Source organism: Bacillus niameyensis, assembly GCF_001375535.1.
GTDB classification, from domain to species: Bacteria; Bacillota; Bacilli; order Bacillales; family Bacillaceae_C; genus Lederbergia; species Lederbergia niameyensis.
This window is the reverse complement of the sequence record NZ_LN831197.1, coordinates 3513497-3537959: the sequence shown is the minus strand read 5'-3', so window position 1 is coordinate 3537959 and position 24463 is coordinate 3513497. Positions and strand designations below refer to the sequence as shown.

Here is a 24463-nt window from a genome sequence, read left to right as displayed (position 1 = left end):
TTTAACTAATATTACCCCTTTTAAAAATTTTCCTTTTCAAGGAATCAATTAGTGTATAAAAGACATCTATCTTCATAAAATAAATTAATACAAAATAGGTAATAATCGCAACAAGTACAGAAGAAAATAATGATACAGTCAAACCATGGTTTATTAATAAGTTTGCATATATAGATTTTGAAATTATGCCCATAATAACAGATGCAATAACTACTTTTATAAAAGTAGTTCCAATACCTTTAAGCCTTATATCAACAACCTTGATTTTCAAACTTCTAAAAAGTAATAATACCCCAATAATAGCGGACACGCTTGTTGCTAATGCAAGACCACCAATGCCCAAATACTTTGATAATATAAGATTTAATATAATATTTATAAACAAAGAGATTGCTGCATTTATCATTGGAGTCTTAGTATCCTGTAAAGAGTAAAATACTCTTGAAAGAACCTCCCTAAGACCAATTCCAACTATACCAATAGAGTAAAAAAAGAGTGCACTTGAAGTGAGTACGATTGCTTCTTCATTAAAAGCGCCTCTCCCAAAAAGAATAGATATTATTTGGTTAGAAAACATCAAGAAACCCACAGTTATTGGTACTACTAGAAGATTAACACTATTAATCGATTCGGAAACAGATTTTTTAAGGCCTTCTAAATTTCCTTCTGAAGACATTTTTGAAATCATTGGATACATTACTGTTACTATAGACATTACGAATATGCCTTGTATAAAGAGAATTAAGCGGTTTGCATAATTTAATGCCGATACTCCACCTATCGCAACTTGAGAGGCTATTGTCCGATCCACTAAAACATTAATTTCATTAATAGATACACCAAGTATTATTGGTAGTGATAAGAATATCATTTTTTTAATATTTCCATCCCTAAAATCAAGAATAAAGTTATACCTAAAATTCCTTCTCTTGACAAAGGGAATTGTAAGAAACACCTGTATTACTACTGCTAACGTGGTACCTATAGCTAAATATATTACATTTGATTTTGAACTAAGAATAATTGAAAGAACTATGATTATATTTTGTGGGATCGCCATTAATGCAGGGATAACAAAATTATTTTTTATTTGTAAATAGCTATTAAAAAGAAACATAATTCCAGAAAAAAAGATTCCAAGTACCGCAACCCTAGTAAAGAGTACTGCTAATTCAAATGTTTCCCCTTTAAATCCTGAAGCAAATAATCTAACTAAGGGATCGGTAAAACTAACAGCGATAATTACTAAAATCAAACATAATAGTAATATAAGATTCAAAACATTACTTGTAAATCTGTCTGCCAAGGTATTATTTTTTTGACTTGATATATTGCTATACATCGGTATAAAACTTGTTGAAATCGCGACCCCAATAAATGAAAACACAGTCCCGGAGATTGTGATTGAAATAAAATAAGCATCACTTATTTCTGAAGCACCATAATAAAATGAAAGTAAAATCTCCCTGGCAAATCCAGATATTTTCACAAAAATCGTTATAAGCATAATGATCAAAGCTGTTTTCTTCATAAGTTCTACCTCTATATCTAACTACAGAATGTAGTCCATGTTTGACTATTACAAAGCAAGATTCTCCATTATAGTTAAAGGATAAAACATAATAAAACCAAGACTTCTACTACTCTTTTTTTGTTACTGCCGTTTCATCTTTTTGATTATATCTATATAGTAGTAAAATCACCATAAAAAATGCTTCACTTAATTGAATTGAAAGGAAAAACATTTGAATAAACATTGATAAAAATATGACTAAAAAAAGCTTTGATTTCCTATTTTTATATAGTTTTATACAAGAATAAAAAATGGATAACCATAATAAAGTAAAAAAACAGAACCCTATAATACCGGATTCAGAAAGAACCTCAAGAACGGTGTTGTGAACATAATTTGAATGACCATAATACATTCCATTATATTCAAAAGTGGAGTTTATCCCTATACCAAACAGCGGATTTTCCATAAAGGTGTTATAGGCGTCTTTCCACAATTCTACCCTTCCGCTACCTCCATCACTCGCTATATTCTCAAATCTTCTAATTATCATGTCCAGAAGGTCAATTCTAAAAAAATCACCTAATTTTGAGAAAACAAAATAAAGTATTGGCAACAATATCAGTGTATTTATATAATATTTTTTCTTACCCTTCCCTATTCCAAGTAAGAAGTAAATTAATATTCCTATTACGATGGAAAGGTAAGCCCCCCTAGAAAAAGTACAAACAATAGATATTGCTATGAATAAAAAACCCAGTTTATTCTTATTAGAATTCAAATTACATAGAAAGTAAAAAAAATAAAAAGTAGCAAAAAATACAAATATATTTGGATCACTAGCGGCTGTTCCAGTTAACCTGGGTATAGATCTATCAAGTAACATACCAAAATATGAAACGCCGTTACCATGGAAGTTAAAATTAACCTTTAACAATCCTAAAAAGTAATATACTAGGGAAAAGAATCCCCCAATTACACCAACGTTAGATAATATTTTTTCTATTGTATTAATATCACACTTATATATTAAACCTCTTGATGCAAAGTAAAATAATATTATAAGGATAAAAGCAAATATATAACGAAGATGTGCTATTGGATAATTAAAGTTTAAAGCTGTTAATATATAAATTAATATATATAGTAGCATCAACCATTCAAAATGCAGTAATTTAGTAAATGTCAAGACCCTTGAAAAAAACAAAATAATTAGGCAGGTAACTACCATATATGGTTTTATCGCAAAACCAACATCTAAATTAAAGTTACCAAAGAATAATGATAGAAATAAAAGTTGAATAAATAATGGAATAATATAATTTTTCTTTACCAAATTTATTACTCAACTCCTTTTAATTTACACTTAAATATTAGGATTATATTAAACATTATTATTAGGTCAAAATCATTAGTCATGGTTTCCGGAAATCCAAATAATGCAAAAAATACCGGTAACATATAATATTGGAATAATCAAAATTGTTCATTAGCATAGCCAATAGATAATACTTATTCCAGTTTTTATGATTTGTTACTAAAAAATTAAAAAAGCTAGGCTAATTATCTTTAACATACTTTTACAACCATAGGCCACTGGCTAATTTTATATAACGCATATTAAAAGTTTTATATTCTATTTATCTTTGAGTTCATTAATATACTTTGCCCTACCCTTCAACATATATTTTATTGCTTTCCTTATTGATATTTCATTAATGTAAAGTCTATACTTCCTAAACGCAAATTGTAAGATTAAAGGAATACTAAAATATCTTGACATTTCATAGTATATGGCACCTTTGTCCCAAAATAACTTCTCATTAAACCCATTAAACCAAGTTGATTCCTCATGTGTTACTATCCCTATTTCTATAGGTAAATATAATATCTTTAGGCCTTTCTTTAAACATTGATAAAGAAAGATATTTTCCTCTCCCATTGAATATTGACCTGAACCAGCTCCAAATTTTTCGTTAAAATAAATATTATTATCGATAATACTTTTTCTTTTAAAAGATATTTCAAAGGATGCAATTTTTAATGATCGAAGATATCCCATTTTCTTTTTCTTACTATAATATGATTTTTTTCTAGAAATATTGGATGTCGGAACAGAAAATACAATAATATCGTAATCTTTGTAATCCTCGTGAGCCTTAATGATCTTATCAGAATAATCATTATTGTAGCTAACATCATCATCAGCAATTAAACATATATCACCTTTTGCATTTTCAAGAGCACGATTACGACTTTTACTTAATCCTTTTTCACTGTATGATAACATTCGAATATTGAACCTGTTATTTTCCTCGAAGTTATCGCAATGCTTAGTAGATTGGTTAATAATTAGTAAATCAGAGTTAATATTCATTTTATTAGCGAAAGCAGCGTCACTTCTATTCATTGTAGAAACCAATACTTCTAAATTCATACTTCCTCCTAATAAAGTAAAGAATAATTATATTATCCTTACATTTTTTACTTCTTCGTTTACTTACAATTTCATGTCTACACATATTATTCTTACTAAAACTCAATTTGTAAACTTTACATACATAGATGCTAATCAGCGAGTAATATTTCAATTATTTTTTTATAGGTTTGAAATCTATCAAACTTTTCTTCGGCTAGTCTGCGACTATTTTTTCCCATAGTCGTTCTTAAATCCTTATCTTTACATAATTTAATAAGTTTATCTGCTAGATCATATGCATTATTATTCTCACAATTTAAACCAGCATTATATTGTGTAAGTAGATTTTGAAATTCCAGAGATTCTTGAGTATTTAGTATCGGTAGTGCCGCAGCAACGTAATCAGCATGTTTATTAATTATACTTGCTGCAGAGTTTTTAGTTATAGGATTAATAGCAATATCGCACAAAGATAATTTTCCTACCATATTTCCATAATTTAATTTTCCTGTAAATTCAAACTTAATATTTGCTTTTTTGGCATAATCCTCAAATTTATTTCGAAGCGGCCCATCACCCATTACAACAAATTTTATATTAGTATACCCTGTATCCTTTAAAATTTTAATAGCATCAATTACACTAATTAAATCGTAACTATAACTAAGGGTACCAACGTATGCAAGCCAAATTTCATCTGGTGACTTTATAGCTGCATTTCTATTTAGTACATGTTGATCAAAGTTAGAAAGCTCTATTCCAAGAAATACACTGTGACCATTCATACATTTATTATTAACTTCTAGTGCACGGTTTACAAAGCTTTGTGAAACGGCTATTATTTCATCTGCAGCTGCATATATTTTATTTGCTTTTCTTTTCATTGGAGCAAAAGCCAGATCACTTAATACCGGAATATTTAATACCATTTTAAAAGATTCAGGCCATAAATCTTGTATATCAATTATTAACTTAATACCATTAGCAGCTGCATATCTACTAAGTATATAGGCTACATCAAGAGATGGTACAACACTATATATTACATCAGGCTTTTTTCTTTTCCTAAGATACTTCAAGACATTATTTGCAAATTCTCTATGGCTTATTATTCGCTTTAAAGATATATTTTTTTTATACCCACTTTCGTGAATTAAAGTAATTTTATAAGGAAACGAGTTTAGAAAATCCTTGTTATAATTCCGTTGATTCTTCGTAGCATGGTAGAAAGTGGATGTTATCACTTCCAGGTCTATACCCGACTCTGATATCAAATTAGCAAGTGTAAAATATCTACTACTAGCCTTTTCACACTCGAAGTGCCAGTAATTTGTAATTAGTAAAATATCCTTCATTATTTTCCCCTATCCAATAAAAATGTTATTTTTCTATAAAAGAAATTAAATTAGCCTTTACAAGCTTAAATAATCTCTCGTTTGTCTTGTCAGATATAAATGAATTGTGTGGCGTAATAATTACATTTTTTTGTCCCCATATTTCAGCCCCTTCTGGTAACGGTTCTTTTTCAAATACATCTAGAGCAACGCCAAGAAACTTATCGTTCATTACTGAATCTATTAATGCTGCTTCATTAATCACTTCACCACGTGAAACATTAACAAGTACACTTTTGTCTTTCATCATTGAGATTTTTTCTGTATCCAAAAAATATCGTGTTTCATCTGTAAGTGGTAAAGTTAGCACTACAATATCACTTTTTTTTAAAACTTCATTAACTCGTTTAATTAAGTAATACTCATCAGCATATTGAGTCTCAATTTCCCGCCTACCAACACCAATCACATTCACATCAAACGCCTTTAGCCTTTTGGCAACCTCTGCTCCAATATCACCAAAACCAATAATGGCAGCAGTTTTATCCGTAAGTTCAAATAAATCTCGTTGTTTTTCCCATATATGATCAATTTGTAACTCATAAAACCTTCTACTCTTTTTATAGATTTCCAAAATTTTTAATATGACCCACTCTGCCATAGGAATGCTATATACACCTTTAGCATTAAAAAGTCTGATTTCATGATCCTTAATATAGCTAAGGGGTACCCTATCAAAGCCAGCACTAGTAAGCTGTATAACTTTCAATCTCTTAAATTGTCTGATGTCATTGTAAAGGAAAAGACCATTACAAACTACCGCTTCAATTTCTGATACATCTATTTGCAAAGGGACTTTTTCATCCTGAATAAATATGATGTCAAAGCCAAGGAATTTTAACTCTTCTAGATGTTCTTCGCTGTATTTAAATGCTCCGGTAAGCAATAATTTCATATTTAACATTCCTCTTATATATCAACTTTTTTGAACGGAGTACACAATCTCCACTACTTTATCCTCAATAAACTTTTGATTTTCCAAAAAGAAATTTCTATCTTTGCACATCAATCTCTCTTCGTACGCTCTTATCTTATTTACACCGATTTTAACTATCTCCTCTATCATCTCAAAATCTTTATTGTTTTCCGCATTACAAAAGCTTCTAGACAAAATGGCCAAGCTAGAACCTAATCGATAGTGTTCGGCTATAATGTTCTCTGCTGGAAGGGTTCCTTGTCCAAGTTGTGCTATTCCACCAAAACCATAGGAAATTCCTTGATCCCGAAATTTATTACAAAGCATTTCCACTGTTCCATCGGTTAAAAGTTCAAACATAAACTTCATATTATAACTAAGGTGTAAATCGTTTAATCCAATATGAATATAGTCAATACCTTGTACAGTTAAAATAGAATCTATATTTTCTGTTGCCTCCAAGGTTTCACATAAAAGGCAAACCTTGGCCCTACCATTTACATAATTAACAAAAAGTTCAACTTCTTTCCTTGTTTTAAAAAATGGAAGCATTACAATATCTGCCCCATCTGTTATTACCCTGTCAATTTCATTTTTTGAGTCCTCATATATTGGATTAACCCTAACAAGCAATTCAGATTTACTAAGTACTTTTTTTATCTTTTTAACATCATCAATACTGTGCCTAGATATGACGGTATCTAAATGGCCCTGTCGTTCATCTTTTCCATTAATCTCAAGATCAATAAAAATCCAATCCACACCACTATTTTCCGCTATCTTAGCAATTTCCTCTTGATTTGTAATGTACATTAACTTTAAAGCCATTTATTTATTCCTTCCTTCTTCAATGGTTGCTGCTACTTCGGATTCCTGTTCCTTTCCTGTTGCTTTCTGAGCCGTTTCACCAACATTGACATTATCCTGCATTGCTAAAACCTTGATTATGGTTCTGAAAAATATCTTTAAATCAAAACAAAATGAAAGGTTCATAACATAATTAACATCATACTCAATCCTTTTATCCCAAGGAACCTCTTTCCTTCCATTTACCTGTGCCCATCCTGTCACACCTGGTCTAACGTTGAATCTCTTTTTTTGTAGCTCTGTATAATCTTCAATCGGCCATGGATGGTATGTTAAAGTAGGTCGAGGTCCAATAATCGACATATCGCCTTTAATAATGTTTACAAACTGAGGGAATTCATCGATACTTGTTTTTCGTATGAATTTACCAACTTTAGTAACCCTAATATCACCTTTAGTTTCGTATACTCCGCTTTTTTCTGCTCCTACACACATTGAACGAAACTTATATATTTTAAATACTTTTCCATTTAATCCAAGTCGTTCTTGCTGAAAAATCACTGGCCCTTTAGACTCCAACTTAATAGCAATAGCTACTATTATCAAAATAGGGGAAAGAATTGTCAGTCCAACCAGAGATAAAACTATATCCAAAAGCCTCTTAACCATTTTATAAATCATAATAAGTTTAAAACTCCTCTACTCTATTTTTATTTTTCTGCAGTGGAACTCAATTTTTAATATTATACTTTAGTAGATTAGTACTTAATTAAAATCGTTTATTTTTAAATTCCAACCAACTACTAAACCACTAAATCTATCTACTCCATATTCTCGGATTTGATCCGATATAAATTCATGTAAATAACCCTCCATTAAACTTTACGTTGTAGAGTCTTATTACATCTATTCCATACAGAAACCTAGGTCATCACGGTTATGTGAAATGTACAAAACATTATATTGTACGTTTTTCACTATTTCACATAATTAAATATACATATTATATTAATCTATTATCGACACTACCTCGTAATATATATTCATCAACTAAACAAATACTAAATAGATACAAAATTCTTAATCTCTCTGAACCGAATTTCTTCTTAAAATAACCATTATTCTAGGCAGCTTTAATAAGAGTAACCCGCTACAATGGCATACACACAAATTCCATAACTACTCGATTAATCTCTAATTCATCCTTTTATAGTAAAAACCACTCATAAAAACACCTCTGCTCATATCTCCATATGAACAGAGGTGATAGACTTATCTTACAGCCTTATTTCCTGTAGTAATTTCTTGAAGGTACACCATCAAATCACTCCTCAACTCTTCATCCTTCAACGCCATTTCCACCGTTGTCTTAATAAATCCCAATTTTTCCCCAACATCATACCTCCTACCCTCAAAATCAAAAGCAAATACCTTCTGCAACTTATTCAAATGTTGAATCGCATCAGTAAGTTGAATTTCTCCACCCGCTCCAACTTCATGGCGATCTAAGAAAGTAAAAATTTCGGGCGTAAATATGTAACGTCCCATAATGGCAAGATTAGATGGTGCAGTACCTGGTTTTGGCTTTTCTACGAAATTGTTTACCTGATACAATCTACCATCATTCGTTAGCGGATCAACAATCCCATAACGATGTGTCTCATTATCTGGCACGGTCTGAACACCGACAACAGAACATTGAGTAGCTTCAAACTGTTGGATTAACTGCTTTAACCCCGGTATTTTAGCTTGAACAATATCATCGCCCAGTAGAACTGCAAACGGCTCCTTCCCAATAAATTTCCGGGCACACCACACAGCATGCCCTAAGCCTTTAGGTTCCTTTTGACGAATATAATGCAAATCAACATTTGCAGGTTGTTTAACTTTTTCCAAAATATCAAACTTCTCTTTTTGAATAAGATTTTCCTCAAGCTCAAAATTGTGATCAAAGTGATCTTCTATCGCACGTTTTCCTTTGCCAGTCACAATAATAATATCTTCTATACCAGACTCTACCGCTTCTTCGATAATATATTGAATCGTTGGTTTATCAACAATTGGTAGCATCTCTTTCGGCATTGCTTTTGTTGCTGGTAAAAATCTTGTCCCAAGACCAGCCGCTGGAATGATCGCTTTTTTTACTGTCTTCAATTCATAGACCTCCATTTAATCCTGTGGCTATTGCAAGTTACTTAAGTTACTTAACTTACTCCAACAGCTAATTGCTTGTCCACTTTTCTATTTGCTGTTGCAATTAAAAGTTCTTTTGTCTCTTTCAAACCTAATTCGTTTAAGCGTTCAATAATTACATAAAGTTCAGCCTTCTCAAGCGGCTCCGCCTTCCCTATATGAATCTTCGGAAACACTTGCTCTTTCTGCACTTCATTCTCATTCAATAATTCCTCATACATCTTCTCGCCTGGGCGAATTCCTGAATACTTAATTTCAATTTCGTCTAATGTATAACCCGAAAGGGTAATTAAGTTCTTTGCAAGTTCTGAAATTTTAACTGGCTCTCCCATATCCAAGACAAATACTTCTCCGCCACGCGCAAGAGCCCCAGCTTGAATAACAAGTCTTGATGCTTCTGGGATAGTCATAAAATATCGTGTCATATCAGGATGTGTGACTGTTACTGGACCACCCGCTTCAATTTGCTTTTTAAATAATGGAATGACACTTCCTCGACTTCCAAGCACGTTTCCAAAACGAACCGCAACAAATTTTGTATTGCTTTCTTTCGCAAGATTCTGAATGATCATTTCAGCAAAACGTTTTGTTGCTCCCATTACATTTGGTGGATTTACTGCTTTATCCGTTGAAACAAGAACAAAAGTATGAATGCCGAATGTATCACATGCTTCCGCAACGTTCTTCGTACCAAATATGTTGTTTTTTACCGCTTCTTTCGGGTTGTATTCCATAAGTGGCACATGTTTATGTGCAGCAGCATGGTAAACAACTTTCGGCTTGTATTCTTCGATAACATCAAAGATACGTGTTCGATCTTGGACATCAGCAATAATAGGGATAATTTCGATCGTATCTCCGTATGCTTTTTTTAATTCCATATCAATTGAATAAATACTGAATTCACCATGGCCAAGTAAAAGAAGCTTTTTCGGTGAGAAAGTACAAATTTGCCGGCATATTTCTGAACCGATCGAACCGCCTGCACCAGTTACTAGAACTGTTGATCCTGTGACTGATTCAGAAATACTGCTAATATCTAGTTCAACAGGTTCTCGACCGAGTAAGTCTTCAACCTCAACATTACGAATCGCATTAACGGATACTTTACCTGTCATAACATCTTCAATGATCGGCATAATCTTTACTTTAGCACCTGTTTTCGAACATATTTCATAAATACGACGGGTTTCTATTTTTGGAAGCGATGGAATCGCGATAATAATATCCGATATATCCCTCTTTGCAACGACATCTGGAATCTGGTCAATTGTTCCAGCTACTGGGAGCCCGAATATTTCCAGCTTATACTTCTTTACATCATCATCCACAAAAGCGATAGGCATTTGATCGCCGTTTTCATGATGAAGTAATTGCCTAGCTACGGTTGTACCTGCAGAACCAGCTCCAACAATGAGTGTTTTTCTCAGTTCATTCTTTGCTTTAATGAATCGGTCACGATAGAGTCGCCATGAAAAACGGGAACCGCCAATGAGTAATATATGTAGCATCCACGTAATAAAGAGAACGCGTGTATAAATATGTCCCACGGCGACGAATTGTGCCAATGCAGCTGTTAAAATTGAAAATGTAACAGCTTTGGCAATACTCATTAATTCTCCTACACTCGCATACTCCCAAACCTTGTTATAAAGTCGATAAAGAAGAGCAAAAATATGATGGCTTACAAGTATTATTAATGAACTCATTAACAATAGTTTAGATGTGTAGAAGTTTGAAGTTGGATGTAAAATATAATAACTAATATAGATAGAAAATAAGACAATGGCTGAGTCCAATAGGACCATTAAAGAAAGCCGCTTCGGGTAGGTCAACAGGTATCCCTTCTTTTCAAAGTAATATAATTCAAGTTATAGGGCGCTTCACCGCCCTTACTACTAAATGTTTAACGAAAACGCAGGAATCATCCTGTCTTTTCGTTAAACATTTAGCCAAAAAATGTAAGCGCATTAAATAAACTCAAGTACACTGTTCCATAGCGAGTTTTATCCTTAAGTCAAGGTACATGTACTTGAGTTTATTTGATTTTTGTTTGTAAAGGGCATTTAACCCGTCCTCACACCACCCTCTTGACAACAACCGTGTCTAAGGAAAATACCTTTATTCTCCCACAGGACGACCGAGTGCCTCCGAGGATAACGGGTAGGAGACATAACCGAGAAGAACTGATTCTTTCACCCTATATTCAATGAGATAATATAGATACATATCTGTCAAACACTTAAAATGCCTTAAAAGATTCCTAAAAACTTCTTTTTCTTTATTTGTTGTGGAATTTCACGGTAAATATCTTTTCCTTCTACAATCAGTTCAGCATTATCTAAGAATAGATAAAGAGTATCGATCCCGAACCTTTTTTCTAGAAGGTCACACGCTTCCGCCATTTTGAAGCCGCGCGTTGTCGTGTTATGAGCATCCGATGCGAGAAAATGCGTTAAATTTGATTCAATAAGATCAAATGTAAACTTTTCAATTTTCTTGCCAAAATAACCCGCTATACTAGCAGCGGTAATTTGAGTTGCCACTCCATTTTTAACAAGTCTATACAGTTTCTCTGGTCTTTCAAGTAGTTCTGTGTTGCGTTCTGGATGAACGATCACTGGCACTAAACCTTTCATTTGAATATCAAAACAAAGCTGATCTGTATATCGCGGAACATGATTAGTAGGTAGCTCAATGAATAAATAATCTGAATGATTAGCTAGGGTTACAATTTCACCAGCTTCATAGTCATCGAGAATTTCACCATAGATTCGTGTTTCTTGACCTGGGAGTATTTTCACATTTACCTTTTCGGTATGCAGATACTGATTCAGTCCCTCTACTTTTTGTAAAATTTCTACCTTTTTATTCAAATAACGACCGTTATGGTGATGGGGTGTAGCTATAATCGTGTCAATACCTTCACTTTCAGCTTGCTTCGCCATCAGTAAGCTATCTGTATAATGACTTGCCCCATCATCAACGTCAGGCAGTATGTGACAATGAATATCAATCATTTTTCAATCCCATCCCCTTACATTTTCAAATCTATTATCAAAGTGATTGTCAATAGTCTAAGAGGATAATTTTTCAATAAGGTAGAATTGACAATTTTTATTATCATATAGTAATAATGGACTATATAATATAAAATTGTCAATATATATTAGATTTATTCTTATAGGATAATACTTCCACTTTCCAAGTCGTTATTTTGTTCCGTAATAATAATAGTAATCTGTTTTATCCATCTTTTTATTATTAAGCACAACGCCGAGTAATTTAGCCTTTGCTGCATTTAATAGGTCCTTCGTCTTTTGAATACTTTCAATTTCTGTTTTCCCACTATAAACTACAAGAACTGTACCATCACATTGGTTTGCCAGTACTTGTGCATCGGTAACAGCTAAAACAGGAGGTGTGTCAAAAACAATCATATCAAACTCTTCTTTCACTGCAGATAAAAAGGTTTGCATCCCTTTTGAGCTTAGTAGTTCTGCGGGATTAGGAGGGATAGGTCCGGATGTCAGAATATTAAGAGTTTCAATATCAGTCGTTTTTACTGCTTCTTGTAGACTGATTTGTCTTGTTAGTAAGTTTGTTAATCCCTGGGTATTTACCATTCCAAATGTATAATGGACAGTAGGTTTTCTCAAATCAGCATCCACAAGTAGAACCTTTTTTCCTTGTTGAGCAAAAACAACTGCAAGATTAGCTGCTGTCGTTGATTTCCCTTCCGATGGACCTGATGATGTAACCATAAGTGTACGAATTTCCTCATCTACTGCTGAGAATTGGATATTTGTCCGTATCGTACGGTATTGTTCGGAAATCGGTGATTTTGGATTTAACTTTGTAATTAATTTCCTACGCCCAGACTGTGAGGCATTGGTATTTTTCTTAGCCAATTGGCTCACTCCTTCCCCTGGAGTTACTTCTTTCTACACCAGAGCGTTCCATTTTTTGATCTTCTATGAGAGCTATCGAGCCTAACACGGGTAATTCTAGAATACGTTCGATGTCTTCAGCTGATTTAACCGTATTATCCAAGTATTCAAGCAAAAATGCCAATCCTACACCAGCCATAAGACCAACAACTGCTGCAATGGCAATATTAAGAAGCGGTTGGGGCTTCACAGGAGATGCATTTTCTCCAACTTCCGCTTTCGTAAGGATATTAACGTTATCTACACTCATTAATGCCACAATATCTTTTTGAAAGACTTCTGCCACTTTATTCGCAATAGCTGCCGCTTGATTAGGATCTGGATCTTGAACCGTAATATTTACTACTTGCGAATCTTTTGCACTTTGAACTGTAATTTTATTCATCAATTGATTGGCCGACATGTCGAGATCTAACCCCTCAACAACCTTGTCCAATATTCTTGGGGTTTTGATGATCACATTATATGTATTGATCAATTGAAGATTCGTTTGAATTTCAGATGGATTATAAGTCGGCTGATCACTTTTGGCCTGGTTCACAAGCAATTGTGTCGTAGATTGATAGATAGGTGTCAGCGCAAAAAAACTGACAGCTCCGCTGATAGCCATAGCCGCCACGGTGATAAGCACAATTAAAGTCATTCGCTTCCGCAGTGTCTGCATTAGCTCTTTTAAACTAATTGTTTCCTCCATAGTTTCCTCCTAGTGTGATTGTCGACTTTCGTAATAACGTGTATTATTATAGCATAGTATAGTCTGATTATAACTGGAAATATAACAAAATCTCCTGATAAATTATGATATTTTTCCCATAAAATTCTAATCATGTTAGGCCTTTAGGCTTCTTTATCAAGAGGAGATCCGCTAACTGTACAGTATTCAAAATAAGTTTTCACATATTGGTAATTTAGTTTTTCCAGGAAGAAAGAAGGATTAGAGTTAGCAGTAAATATTGCTGAAGGGGGTAATAAGATTGCGGGTTGTAATGACAGCCATAATGGTTTTAGCCTGTCTTGTATTTTTGGGAAGTGGTTATTTGTATTGGAAAGATAAGACAAGTGTTGCAGCAGGGGACCGGACTACTGTGGCTGATAGTGGAGAATTAGACGAAGGAGAAAGTACGACTGGCGACGATGAGGACAAGCAGGATGACGAGAAAATGAAGCAGGCTTTAACACTGGCTGCTCATTGGCCTGAAAAAGCTCGCGATGAATTGAGCGACAAGATACAAAGTGGCGATACATATAAAATTGCATTAGTGGGTTCACTAGCATTGGGTGGGGATGACGGTTGGGCAGCAATGCTTCAGGATGAGATGCTGACTGCGTACGGCGAAGATATTCTGGATATCGAGTCCTTTGCATATGATGAAACTTCAACACAGTTTATTGCTGGTGATGGGTTTGATGAGGTTGTAGCATATAAACCTGACTTAGTTTTGTACGAACCTTTTCTATTAAATGATAATTGGTATGGCTCTGTTTTGGATAACCAAGCTAACATCGAGACCTTTATCGCCGCCGTTGAAGATGCAGTTGTCATCTTACAACCAGCACGCCCTGTGTATAACGGCACCTATTACCCTAGGCAAGTAGCAGATTTGAAAGAATTTGCTGAAAAGGAAGGAATCCCTTACTTAGATCACTGGGAAGTTTGGCCAGACTATACATCTGAAGAGTTAAATGACTACGTTGTAGACGGAGAAAGTTCGCCAAGTACGAAGGGCCATGAGATTTGGCTTGACTATTTGAAAGAATACTTTATTGCGAGTGAAGAATAATGACTTATTGAGTTTGGGCGGCCGTGGGGCTGCTTTTTTTATTTTCTTAGGTTGATTTCCCTTGGGAGTGGGAGGGATCTTTCGAATTTTGGGTGGGATTTTTTAAGTTGAGCTAGGAATCTTTTGATTTTGGGATTATTCTTTTAAGTTTGGGGATTATTTTTTACTTTGGGGAGGAATTTCGCGACTTCGGATGATAATTTTTTAAGTTGGGTTTTCTGGACGGCGGGTAACTTAGTTCCATCTACTTACGATATTGCAAGCGGATTCTTCCGACTTTCGGATGAGATTTTTTAACTTGTGCGGGAAATCTTTTGACTTGGGCATTATTCTTTTAAGTTTCAGGTTTTATTTTTTAACCGTGTGAGGGAATTTCGCGACTTTAGATGATATTTTTTTAAGATGGATTTCTGAGACCGCGGGTAACTTAGTTCCATCTACTTACGAGGTTGCAGACGGGATTCTTCCGACTTTCGGTTGGATTCTTTTAACTCGAGCAAGGAATCTTTTGATTTTGAGATTATTCTTTTAAGTTTCAGGTTTTATTTTTTAACTTTGTGAGAGAATTTCGCGACTTTGGATGACAATTTTTCAAAAGGAAGAAAAGCAATCGCGAAGCCTGCATTTTGGCTTCGCGATTGCTTTTCTATTTGAGAGAGTCAAGATAATAAACTCGGCCTTTTGTTTTTCCGATGTATTTTAAATTCATGGTAGAAAGTATATTTGTCGTTTGGGTTGGAGTGTTTACGTGAAGAAAACGGCGGCATTGCGCATTTGTGATCGTGTTTCCAAGCAAAAGTGCGTAATCCTTGAGGGCGGACGCATGTGCCATCCTAGATGTGGACTGACATTTTACACAGAGCCATTTCCCGAAGATTCTTTTCATTGGAAGGAAGCCGCAATTTGGGCAGTGTACACCTGTTAATATGTCTTCTGGACGAATTTTGTATAGTTCAAGTATCGGGTAATGCGGATCACTATGCTGTTTTAGTAATTCAACGGTTAATCGTCGAATGTCCTGTTGAGATAATGCTATCTTCGTGTAGGCTTTTTCCAATTCGAAAATCTTCAAATGGAGTTGACTTTTAAGGATATAATGGCGGAAATGATCAGCGTTTCCGTTAAATCGGAGGATGGTCGTTGGATCAGTGAAGACGATCAGTGGAACAATTGGCGTGCTGGGGAATCGATTGCGTCGTAGCCAATCCCGGAACTGAAAGAGATGGTGCTGTATTTGAATGTCGGGATCGTCGTATACAAACTCTTGACCATCCGCCTTTTGGATCATTTGCCCAGTTCCGTGGTTAATTTCCAGCTCACTCCGAATGTTCTTGACAGATATCAAAAAGATCAAGTATTGGGATGCGAGTGTAGCATCGATTTGAAAACGTGAGTCAACATCGTTTGGCAGCCGAAGCGATTGAAAAATTCGGTATCGATTTTTTAAGAACTTTAGCGGATATTCAATGGATTTTTCCCCTTGATAACCAGAGATTCGCTTTCGTAGGTCAATTTGAAGCATTGGTTTTGAGGGATGATCTGGGTGTACCCTTCTAAACAATGCTTCCGTTGCTTCTAACTCAATGGGTTTTGTTAATCTTTTTATGAACATGTAGATGGATCTCTCCTTGAAGGTTTTTTTGAGTGGATGGAAACGAGGCTTTTATAATCAATTCGGCATCCCTGTCAAAAGTCCTTCTAGAGGAGGGGATATTTCCCTATATTTAAAAAGATTTTTAAATAGAAGTTTTCACTTCATAGAAGGAGGCATTGCCCACTTTACGATATTCTTTGTTATAATAATAAAGAAATAAATTTTTAAAGTGTATTTATTTTAAAGGGGAGATCGGTCGTGGCTGATATGAAGGGTAAACCAATCAGACGTGTTAAAGTGTCCAAGCAGAGACAAATCAGTATACCGAAAGACTTTTACGAGGCTTTGGAGTTAGACGATGAGGCAATTGTGGAGTTTACAGGACAAGAAATAATAATCCGTCCTGCTGTTGTTGAAGAAATCGATTTTTCCGAAGACATTTTGAAAGATCTTGTAAAACAAGGATATTCAGGTGAGAAGTTAATACAGGAATTCTCAAAGTTAAAGAGGAATATTCCTAAAGCCATTGATTATATGAAAAAGGAAACAATGAAACTGCCTATGGTTTCTGAAAGTTTGGATGATTATTTGGACTCCTTGGAGAACGAAGAAGAGGATGAATAACTTATTGCCCCTAAAGATCGGTATACGCCCAAAGATTGTTCTTTACCCATCTACATTCAATGGCGGAATTAAGGTATAATATTGATATTATATGAGACGGGAGGTATTTTACAGTGATTATTAAACCATCCACCTCTTTAAGATATGATTATAATTCCATTTCACAGATTGCCCGTGAGAAAGCGGAACCCATTTACATTACGAAAAATGGGGAGGACGATCTTGTCGTCATGAGTATTGAAGCCTTCCAGAAAAGGGAGGCACTTTTAGACTTAAAAGAAAAGCTTTTTCTTGCTGAAGAACAGTGCTTGTCTAAAGAAAACACTATTTCTCTTGATGATGCTTATAACAGGTTGAAGGAGAAGATTAATGGAAAGATTCAAGGTTGAACTGCTTCCTGCTGCATATGAGGACTTAAATGACATTTTTGATTATATTTTATCGGATTTTACATGGAGCAAGAAATTATATACAAATACTAAGAACTTTAGACGAATAATTTTATGTTGATTTATTACGTGGAAGAAAAACGCGATACCTCACTGCAGGCATCGCGTTTTTTAATTGATCGATACTTTAAACCTCGAAGGATTACTGACAAACTCGAAAAATTAACTTGCTAAATTGAAAGATTCCTTTCCTAACTAAAAAAATTCCTCACCTAATTCAAAAGATTATCCTGTTATGTCGAAAGATTTTCGGGCTAGCTCGAAAAATCTCCCAACAGAAAAACCCGGCTCTCCATAAAGAGCCGGATTCTTATTCCCCTTCCAACGGCCGATAAAATGTCTCCATCGCCATTTCGTTATAGTATTTGTAATCAAAGGGGGCTGTTTGGAAATTTTCGCTTTCCTGAGCCATTTGTTGCATGCCGGCAACTAAGCCTTTGACACTATTTTCAACGAGCAATCCGTATTTTCCATCTTCTAGCACTGTGCGGTTGGCGACAATGTCCGTCGCCATGATTTTCATTCCAAGTGTCATCGCTTCCAAAAGGACCATTGGCTGTCCTTCGTAATGCGATGATAGGACGAAACAGTCGCATTTTTTCAGGAAAGAGAATGGATTTTCTACTTGCCCGAGAAGATAGACGGAATCACGAAGGCCTAGTTTGTTGATTTGGGTTTGGAGGTCTGTTTTTAACGGGCCCTCTCCAAGAATATACAGTTTGCTGTTTGGATGTTGCGCATGAAATTCAGCAAATGCTTGAATAAGATTGTCTTGTCCCTTCTCTGGTGACAATCTGCCCATATTAACAAAGTTGAAGTTTTCTTGATCTGGTTCAGGAATATATTGCCCGCCGACTTCCAAACCAAACACTTCTTTTACAAGCAAAGCCTTTTCGTTTACCCAACCAAGCGATTCACCATCTGCTGTAATATGAAGATAAGTTCCCTTTTGCGTGACCGCCTCTTGATCGACTTGAACAACCTGTCCATCATGAAATCCACCCAATCTTTCCGCACCTTGAAGTCCATATGGTTTTGTCCAGACGGAAAAATTCTTACCGAGCTGAAGTTCTCCATTCTTTGAAACCTTTCTCTCCTTGATTAACGTCGGCTTTTTGATCACTTCAAAAGCACTTGCATCCAACCAGCCCATTTTATGATGATCTTTATAAAATAAATAGGATGTTCCTGCTCGCGTTTGGATGACAGCTCGAATCGTAACAATCTCACCTTCGATCCATTTTGCTGGAGCGATTGGTTCGGCTTTCCAATGCGGGTAGGCATGTGTCCAAATGATGAGCTTCTCAGGGTTGGCTATTTTAGCAAAAACAGGTTTGACTACTTTGACTTCGCGCAAAGCCCGATTTTGAAGATTTTTCAAAACATCCTTCTTCTGCCGCTCGTATTTGGCTTTAATCAGTTTCCGCTTCAGAACAATTTTCGCTTTTTCCTGAGCCGATTGTTTGCCGTCCAATGTGCAGCTATCATAAATATTCAGCGCCTTTTCATCAATCCAACCGAGAATTGTCCCATTTACAGAAATTCGGCAATATGTACTGCGCTGGGTTTGAACTTCTTTATCGACATCAACAATGACATCCTTGTAATCACCGCTCGCCGATACTCTTTTCGCTCCGTCCACTTTATAAGGCTTTGTCCAAATCTGATTTCCCTTCGGACGCGCGAGCCTTGCGATTTTATCGACATTTTGTTCATTTATAATGCTGTCTGGAAGCAACTCTACAGCTTTACTCTCAATCCAACCGAGGACTTGATGATTATGGTTCAACTTATAATGCGAGTGAGTTTGGGAAACAGCCTTCCTTGTAATCATCACTTCCAAGTTCTGATTCACCGAAAACGTTGTCGCCTCTTCATTCGTTGGCAGCGTATTCCAAACTTTACTTCCGTCTTTTATGACCGCCCGCGCTTTAAAATTTTCTACAGAAAACGCGTCTTGCTCGGTTTCCGCCATCACGATCTCTTCCACCTGCAAAATCTTCTCAGGATTAATCGAATTCAATACATAATCAAATTTATCAAGGGGCGCATATTGCGATAAATTCTTCCGATTCAATTCCATTGTCCCTTTTGACACACTGACAAGCTTATCGAATTGGTTGTAAACACTGAAAAGTCCTCGCAAATTGATGCGGTGCGGTCTTTTTCCATTGATGACTTTTTCACTATCTGAAAGCAAATCATTATGCATAAAGCAGATTTTTCGTTTCGCATCTGCTGCAAGTAAAAATTTCGCCCAATAAAGACTGTAACCACTAAAGTCAATCACACAATCAAAATTCGTTTTACCAAACAAGCGACGATGCTCCCGGACATAGGCTTCTTCAGGAAATAACATATCCCCTAAGCGTCCGCGTTTCCCACGATTATGAATAAACTTATCTTTATAAAGCTCAAAAAACTTTAATGCAGGCAATCCCGGTTTAAACAGCATGCGTACATTTTTATTAAGCTTCGCAAGGTTTTGAAGGGACTCTGCAGAATGTGGAGTCGCCGTAAAACAAGTGACATCATATTGCTCATGATCAATATTGTTCATTAAGTTGAGAAAAGAAGACGTAATCCCGTTATTGCGCATACCTCCTGGATAAATAAGGATTTTCCTTTTCTTCGATGCTAGATTTCCGATCACATTCAACTTCTCATCGGATTTGTTAAACAGATATTGGATGACCCGTTCCGTCACATTACCGTCGTCATGAGCCGTGAATCGCTTTTGCATTGATTCATATTTTTCCTTGTAGGTTGCTTGAACTTCATTGATTCGCTCGATCGCGTTTGCTAACTCGTTTACATTAAAAAGCAAAGGTCCTGGCAGTTCGCTATTAGGCAAATACTGACCCCGTTGCTCGTTATACACATCCAAATCCCATGTGTAGAAGAGAATCGGCTTGTTTGTGACAAGAAAATCAAAGAAAATGCTAGAGTAATCCGTTATAAGTAGGTCAATGGCAGAAAGCAGTTCATTCGTATCGATATAGTCTGGAATAAGGCGGTCATGAATATCTCCATATTTAGTGGCTTCCTTATAAAGAAATGGATGAACTTTGAGCAGCAGATTGTACTGATCTCCTATCCGCTTTTCCAGCTCGGCAATGTCCGCGCTAATTTGCAGTACATCGTTATTCACTTTAGATACGTCCGTCCCCTTCCAAGTGGGCGCATATAAAATGTTTTGCTTGTTTGGATCGATTTTTAATCCGTGTGAAGTTAACTGATTTTGAATTGTTTTCGGATCGGTATTCAAAGTCAAATCAATCCGCGGGTAGCCTTCTTCAATAATCTTTCCTTCGTAGAGGCCGTTGAGTTTATAGCTATCTGTGAAGATTTTTGTTGTGTGTGAGTTCGGGCTTAGCATATAGTCCGTGCTCAGGAAATTTCTCAGGACGTTTTGCGAATGAGAAGGGTCCCCTGGAATATCGAACCCCATATGCTTCAACGGTGTCCCATGCCAAGTGTTAATATAAATTTGCTCTTTTTTTGGAATATAAAAGGATTGAAAGGTGGAGTTATTAATTAAGTATTCACATGATGCCAAAAATCGAAGATACTCCCGGGAGTTGCGGCGGACAAACTTTACATGCGGATGACCCTTGTATTGGCGGATCACAAGCTCAAGTGCATCAAAATCCTGTATCGACCAAATATGCGTGTAGCCTTGGAAATCAGGATGCTCCAGCATATAGCGAAACATCGCATACGGACTATCCGTCATACTATTCCCATCACGACTCTCATATAAAATCGTTCTCTTTCGGATCGGAAGCCGTTCATAGAAATCCGCATACTGGTTAACCCGTCGATTCCGTTCCTTTAAAATATAATCTGTAATCGGATTGAAGATATAGTTGATTCTTCGCTTCAGCACTTTCTTGTTCATCGTGAGCAACTCCTTTCAGTTTTATGAACTCGAAAGATTATCGGGCCATGTCGAAAAATTAATTGCAAAACTTGAGAGATTAATCCGAAACTTGAAAGATTATCTCTCAAAGTCAATAAATTATACAGAGATTTAAAAGATTCCAATCTAAGGGTGATAAAATCCCCCCTGATTCGGCTCTAATTTCAGAATTCATCCGCCTGATGCAGAATTTGAAAAAATATCGAGCGAAGTCAATAAATTATTCAGGTTCTCAAAAAGATTCCCTCCAAAGTTGAAAAATTATCTCCCAGACTCGAAAAATTCCGCTCGAATCTTAAAAATTCCAGCCCAAAGTCAAAAAATTATCTCCGAACTCGAAAAATTCCGCTCGAATCTTAAAAAATTCCAGCCCAAAGTCAAAAAATTATCTCCGAACTTGAAAAATTCTACTCGAATCTTAAAAATTCCAGCCCAAAGTCAAAAGATTATCCCCGAACTCGAAAAATTCCGCCCGATTCTTAATAAATTCCACCCCAAATTCAAAAGATTATCCCCCGTTCTCGAAAGATCATCCTTTCCACAGCCAATCGCAGCACTCTAACTACCTGTATTTCCCTAACAATTCTTCCATATATTCCATTACGTCCTGCCGAAGATCATCTTGCTGCAAGGCAAATTCGATGGTCGTTTTGACGAAGCCAAGTTTCTCACCCACGTCATAGCGGCAGCCTTCAAATTCATAGGCATAGACTTTTTGGATTTCGTTTAACTTTTGGATGGCATCTGTTAATTGAATTTCTCCACCTGCTCCGACCTCTTGTTTTTCCAATAAGTCAAAGATTTCTGGTGTTAGGACGTAGCGCCCAATGATAGCTAAATTAGATGGCGCTGTACCACGTTCAGGTTTTTCGACGAAGTTACTCACTTCGTAGCAACGCCCTTTTTGCTCCAAAGGATCGATGATGCCGTAGCGATGCGTTTCTTGTTCAGGTACTTGCAAAACACCAATGACGGAGGATTCATTTTTTTCATATTGTTGGATCAGTTGACCAATACAAGGAACTTCACTCTGGACGATGTCATCTCCCAATAGAATGGCAAATGGCTCATTACCAACAAATCGGCGCGTACACCAAACCGCATGACCTAACCCTTGCGGCTGCTTTTGTCGAACATAGTAAATGTTGGCTAAATTAGACGGATGGCGCACCTTCTCGAGCAAATCATATTTCTGCTTGCTCTCAAGATTCTGTTCTAGCTCTAAAGCATCATCAAAGTGATCTTCAATAGCACGCTTCCCTTTACCAGTCACAATCATAATATCTTCAATTCCAGCCGCAACAGCTTCTTCAATTATGTATTGAATCGTCGGTTTATCAACGATCGGCAACATTTCTTTCGGCATTGCTTTCGTAGCTGGCAAAAACCTCGTTCCCAACCCAGCTGCTGGAATGATTGCTTTCCTTACCTTCTTCATAAAACGTCAACCTCCATATAAAAGTATTTCCATAATGTGGGGAATTATTCGGGTGGTGACAGGCACGCCCCGAAGTTTGTCGAATTTTTTTGTACTTCGAGTAAAGACTGCCCACATAGCTATTTCTTTCTACTTTATTGCCTTTTTACCTGCTTAATGTCTCATTTATCCATCTAAACGCTATTAATCAAACGTTTGATTAATTCTCAAGATACCTAACACAACTCGAAATCCGCACAAAAAAGAAGCCCTAACATCAGAGCTTCTTTCCTTTAGTTTGGTCTGCAGTTCCGCCAAATATATGATGGGCGATTCTTTCCGCAGCCCGCCCATCATGATGATCAAAAAATCTTTCACGAAACTCTGATACCTCTTTCGTACTATACGCCCTTTCCTTAATCAAATGAATGAGTGAATCCGTATCCGTCACCATTGGGCCAGGGATCAGGTCTTCATAGGAATAATAGAAATCCCGACTCCGAATATAATCTTCGAGATCATACGGGTAAAAAATAATCGGTCGCCCGAGCAAGCTATAGTCAAAGAAAACAGTGGAATAATCCGTGATTAGTAGATCGGAGACGGCTAAAAGTTCCTCAATAACAAAAGCATCTTTAATGTGCACAGCAAAGCGATTCGCACCCAATTTCAGATCTGTTGCTTGCATATAAGGGTGTAAATGGATGAGAAGTGCATAATTCTCTCCAAGTTGCTCAGCCATTTTATTCACATCGAATGGTAATTCAAATTCATCTTGGTAATGACTTTTCCCTCGAAAAGTCGGTGCATAAAGCAAGATCTTCTTTCCTTTTAACTCTGGAAATGCTGCGAAGAAGTCCGCTCGCAAATTCGCAATCACATCCTTCGAATAAAAGTAATCCGTTCTTGGAACACCCAATGGATAAATTTTCTCCTCCGGCATATTGAAAGCTTCGGCAAAAAAGGGAATGACTTCACTAGAACTAACATAGGCCTTTGAATAGTTTCCGTGAATCGCAACATGTTTTAAATAATCACGGCTTGGACCAAAAGGTTTATCCACTGTACTTAAACCAAATTTTTTAAATGCACCTGCACTGTGCCAGAGCTGAACAATCTCAACACCTTTACGAGGCTTAATCACATAAATAGGAAAATAGAAATCATCAATAATAAAATAACGGGAAGTTGCGATTTGGTAACACGCATGAATCATATGGAAAATATAACTCACTTTCCCCTTTAGTGAGCTATCGAATTTCTTAAACAGATAATAAGGCTTGTATTGCGGATATTTTTCCAGCATTTCCTTATGAACAAACGCCAGATTATCTTGTAATTTATTCGATCTATAGGATGCAAACGTCACCTTTTCAGGGTTGATTTTGTAGAATAAACAAAACAACCCATGAAAGGTTTTTAACATATATTTCACAATGACAGTAGGCATTAGCTTGAGAAAACTCATACACTTACCTACCTCT

The 24463-nt window shown here is 36.0% G+C and carries 19 protein-coding genes; 3 read left to right on the top strand and 16 right to left on the bottom strand.

Annotated elements, in window-relative coordinates; all coding sequences use genetic code 11:
• Nucleotide 1: 1 nt before the first annotated feature.
• The 12 genes from murJ to BN1243_RS16435 form a co-directional block, all read right to left on the bottom strand.
• Nucleotides 2-1531: a murein biosynthesis integral membrane protein MurJ gene (gene murJ, locus BN1243_RS16490; protein ID WP_062108631.1), complete on the bottom strand. Its 1530-nt coding sequence runs from the start codon at nucleotides 1529-1531 to the stop codon at nucleotides 2-4.
• 109 nt (nucleotides 1532-1640) lie between these two features.
• The gene (locus BN1243_RS16485) at nucleotides 1641-2849 is read right to left on the bottom strand and encodes an O-antigen ligase family protein (RefSeq protein ID WP_062108629.1); all 1209 of its coding nucleotides are present in this window, start codon (nucleotides 2847-2849) and stop codon (nucleotides 1641-1643) included.
• 300 nt (nucleotides 2850-3149) lie between these two features.
• Nucleotides 3150-3950: a glycosyltransferase family 2 protein gene (locus BN1243_RS16480; RefSeq protein ID WP_062108628.1), complete on the bottom strand. Its 801-nt coding sequence runs from the start codon at nucleotides 3948-3950 to the stop codon at nucleotides 3150-3152.
• Between the two features lie 131 nt (nucleotides 3951-4081).
• Nucleotides 4082-5287 (bottom strand): glycosyltransferase family 4 protein, encoded by a 1206-nt coding sequence (locus tag BN1243_RS16475; RefSeq protein WP_062108627.1) that lies wholly within the window; start codon nucleotides 5285-5287, stop codon nucleotides 4082-4084.
• A gap of 25 nt (nucleotides 5288-5312) precedes the next feature.
• Nucleotides 5313-6221, bottom strand: coding sequence for an NAD(P)-dependent oxidoreductase (locus BN1243_RS16470; RefSeq protein WP_062108625.1), 909 nt, complete (start codon nucleotides 6219-6221; stop codon nucleotides 5313-5315).
• A gap of 21 nt (nucleotides 6222-6242) precedes the next feature.
• Nucleotides 6243-7070 carry an aldolase/citrate lyase family protein gene (locus BN1243_RS16465; RefSeq protein ID WP_062108618.1) on the bottom strand — a complete coding sequence of 276 codons (828 nt, stop codon included), beginning with the start codon at nucleotides 7068-7070 and terminating at the stop codon, nucleotides 6243-6245.
• Nucleotides 7071-7730: a sugar transferase gene (locus tag BN1243_RS16460; protein ID WP_069201795.1), complete on the bottom strand. Its 660-nt coding sequence runs from the start codon at nucleotides 7728-7730 to the stop codon at nucleotides 7071-7073. It lies immediately after the preceding gene.
• 591 nt (nucleotides 7731-8321) lie between these two features.
• Nucleotides 8322-9203, bottom strand: coding sequence for a UTP--glucose-1-phosphate uridylyltransferase GalU (galU, locus tag BN1243_RS16455; RefSeq protein WP_062108613.1), 882 nt, complete (start codon nucleotides 9201-9203; stop codon nucleotides 8322-8324).
• Between the two features lie 50 nt (nucleotides 9204-9253).
• Nucleotides 9254-11077 carry a polysaccharide biosynthesis protein gene (locus BN1243_RS16450; RefSeq protein ID WP_062108611.1) on the bottom strand — a complete coding sequence of 608 codons (1824 nt, stop codon included), beginning with the start codon at nucleotides 11075-11077 and terminating at the stop codon, nucleotides 9254-9256.
• Between the two features lie 417 nt (nucleotides 11078-11494).
• Nucleotides 11495-12262: a tyrosine-protein phosphatase gene (locus BN1243_RS16445; protein WP_062108609.1), complete on the bottom strand. Its 768-nt coding sequence runs from the start codon at nucleotides 12260-12262 to the stop codon at nucleotides 11495-11497.
• 192 nt (nucleotides 12263-12454) lie between these two features.
• The gene (locus BN1243_RS16440; RefSeq protein WP_062108607.1) at nucleotides 12455-13153 is read right to left on the bottom strand and encodes a CpsD/CapB family tyrosine-protein kinase; all 699 of its coding nucleotides are present in this window, start codon (nucleotides 13151-13153) and stop codon (nucleotides 12455-12457) included.
• Nucleotides 13146-13886, bottom strand: coding sequence for a YveK family protein (locus BN1243_RS16435; protein ID WP_062108606.1), 741 nt, complete (start codon nucleotides 13884-13886; stop codon nucleotides 13146-13148). The genes BN1243_RS16440 and BN1243_RS16435 overlap by 8 nt, the downstream gene beginning before the upstream one ends.
• A 280-nt stretch (nucleotides 13887-14166) precedes the next feature.
• Here BN1243_RS16435 and BN1243_RS16430 point away from each other — a divergent pair, with 280 nt between their 5' ends.
• A complete protein-coding gene (locus BN1243_RS16430) occupies nucleotides 14167-14973 on the top strand; it encodes an SGNH/GDSL hydrolase family protein (protein WP_062108605.1) in 807 nt (268 codons plus the stop codon).
• Between the two features lie 646 nt (nucleotides 14974-15619).
• On the opposite strand, the gene BN1243_RS16425 is transcribed toward BN1243_RS16430, so the two are convergent.
• Nucleotides 15620-16585 (bottom strand): nuclease-related domain-containing protein, encoded by a 966-nt coding sequence (locus BN1243_RS16425; RefSeq protein WP_062108604.1) that lies wholly within the window; start codon nucleotides 16583-16585, stop codon nucleotides 15620-15622.
• 240 nt (nucleotides 16586-16825) lie between these two features.
• Between BN1243_RS16425 and BN1243_RS16420 the strand changes: the two genes are divergently transcribed.
• Together BN1243_RS16420 and BN1243_RS16415 are read left to right on the top strand one after the other, a co-directional pair.
• Nucleotides 16826-17191 carry an AbrB/MazE/SpoVT family DNA-binding domain-containing protein gene (locus BN1243_RS16420; protein ID WP_062108603.1) on the top strand — a complete coding sequence of 122 codons (366 nt, stop codon included), beginning with the start codon at nucleotides 16826-16828 and terminating at the stop codon, nucleotides 17189-17191.
• 113 nt (nucleotides 17192-17304) lie between these two features.
• Complete coding sequence (locus BN1243_RS16415; protein WP_062108602.1) at nucleotides 17305-17580, top strand: type II toxin-antitoxin system Phd/YefM family antitoxin; 276 nt, start codon at nucleotides 17305-17307, stop codon at nucleotides 17578-17580.
• 370 nt (nucleotides 17581-17950) lie between these two features.
• On the opposite strand, the gene BN1243_RS16410 is transcribed toward BN1243_RS16415, so the two are convergent.
• The 3 genes from BN1243_RS16410 to BN1243_RS16395 form a co-directional block, all read right to left on the bottom strand.
• Nucleotides 17951-21541, bottom strand: a complete 3591-nt coding sequence (locus BN1243_RS16410; RefSeq protein ID WP_062108600.1) for a CDP-glycerol glycerophosphotransferase family protein — start codon at nucleotides 21539-21541, stop codon at nucleotides 17951-17953.
• Nucleotides 21542-22124: 583 nt separating this feature from the next.
• A complete protein-coding gene (gene galU / locus BN1243_RS16400) occupies nucleotides 22125-23000 on the bottom strand; it encodes a UTP--glucose-1-phosphate uridylyltransferase GalU (RefSeq protein WP_062108593.1) in 876 nt (291 codons plus the stop codon).
• Between the two features lie 256 nt (nucleotides 23001-23256).
• Entirely contained in the window at nucleotides 23257-24447 is a 1191-nt protein-coding gene (locus tag BN1243_RS16395; protein WP_062108591.1) for a CDP-glycerol glycerophosphotransferase family protein, read from the bottom strand.
• Nucleotides 24448-24463 lie beyond the last annotated feature (16 nt).

Coding starts and splice junctions, on each gene's coding strand:
- BN1243_RS16425 (WP_062108604.1), bottom strand. CDS start 16,585: ATGTTCATAAAAAGATTAACAAAACCCATTGAGTTAGAAGCAACGGAA.
- galU (WP_062108593.1), bottom strand. CDS start 23,000: ATGAAGAAGGTAAGGAAAGCAATCATTCCAGCAGCTGGGTTGGGAACG.
- BN1243_RS16395 (WP_062108591.1), bottom strand. CDS start 24,447: ATGAGTTTTCTCAAGCTAATGCCTACTGTCATTGTGAAATATATGTTA.
- BN1243_RS16470 (WP_062108625.1), bottom strand. CDS start 6,221: ATGAAATTATTGCTTACCGGAGCATTTAAATACAGCGAAGAACATCTA.
- murJ (WP_062108631.1), bottom strand. CDS start 1,531: ATGAAGAAAACAGCTTTGATCATTATGCTTATAACGATTTTTGTGAAA.
- BN1243_RS16445 (WP_062108609.1), bottom strand. CDS start 12,262: ATGATTGATATTCATTGTCACATACTGCCTGACGTTGATGATGGGGCA.
- BN1243_RS16475 (WP_062108627.1), bottom strand. CDS start 5,287: ATGAAGGATATTTTACTAATTACAAATTACTGGCACTTCGAGTGTGAA.
- BN1243_RS16435 (WP_062108606.1), bottom strand. CDS start 13,886: ATGGAGGAAACAATTAGTTTAAAAGAGCTAATGCAGACACTGCGGAAG.
- BN1243_RS16465 (WP_062108618.1), bottom strand. CDS start 7,070: ATGGCTTTAAAGTTAATGTACATTACAAATCAAGAGGAAATTGCTAAG.
- BN1243_RS16410 (WP_062108600.1), bottom strand. CDS start 21,541: ATGAACAAGAAAGTGCTGAAGCGAAGAATCAACTATATCTTCAATCCG.
- BN1243_RS16460 (WP_069201795.1), bottom strand. CDS start 7,730: ATGATTTATAAAATGGTTAAGAGGCTTTTGGATATAGTTTTATCTCTG.
- BN1243_RS16480 (WP_062108628.1), bottom strand. CDS start 3,950: ATGAATTTAGAAGTATTGGTTTCTACAATGAATAGAAGTGACGCTGCT.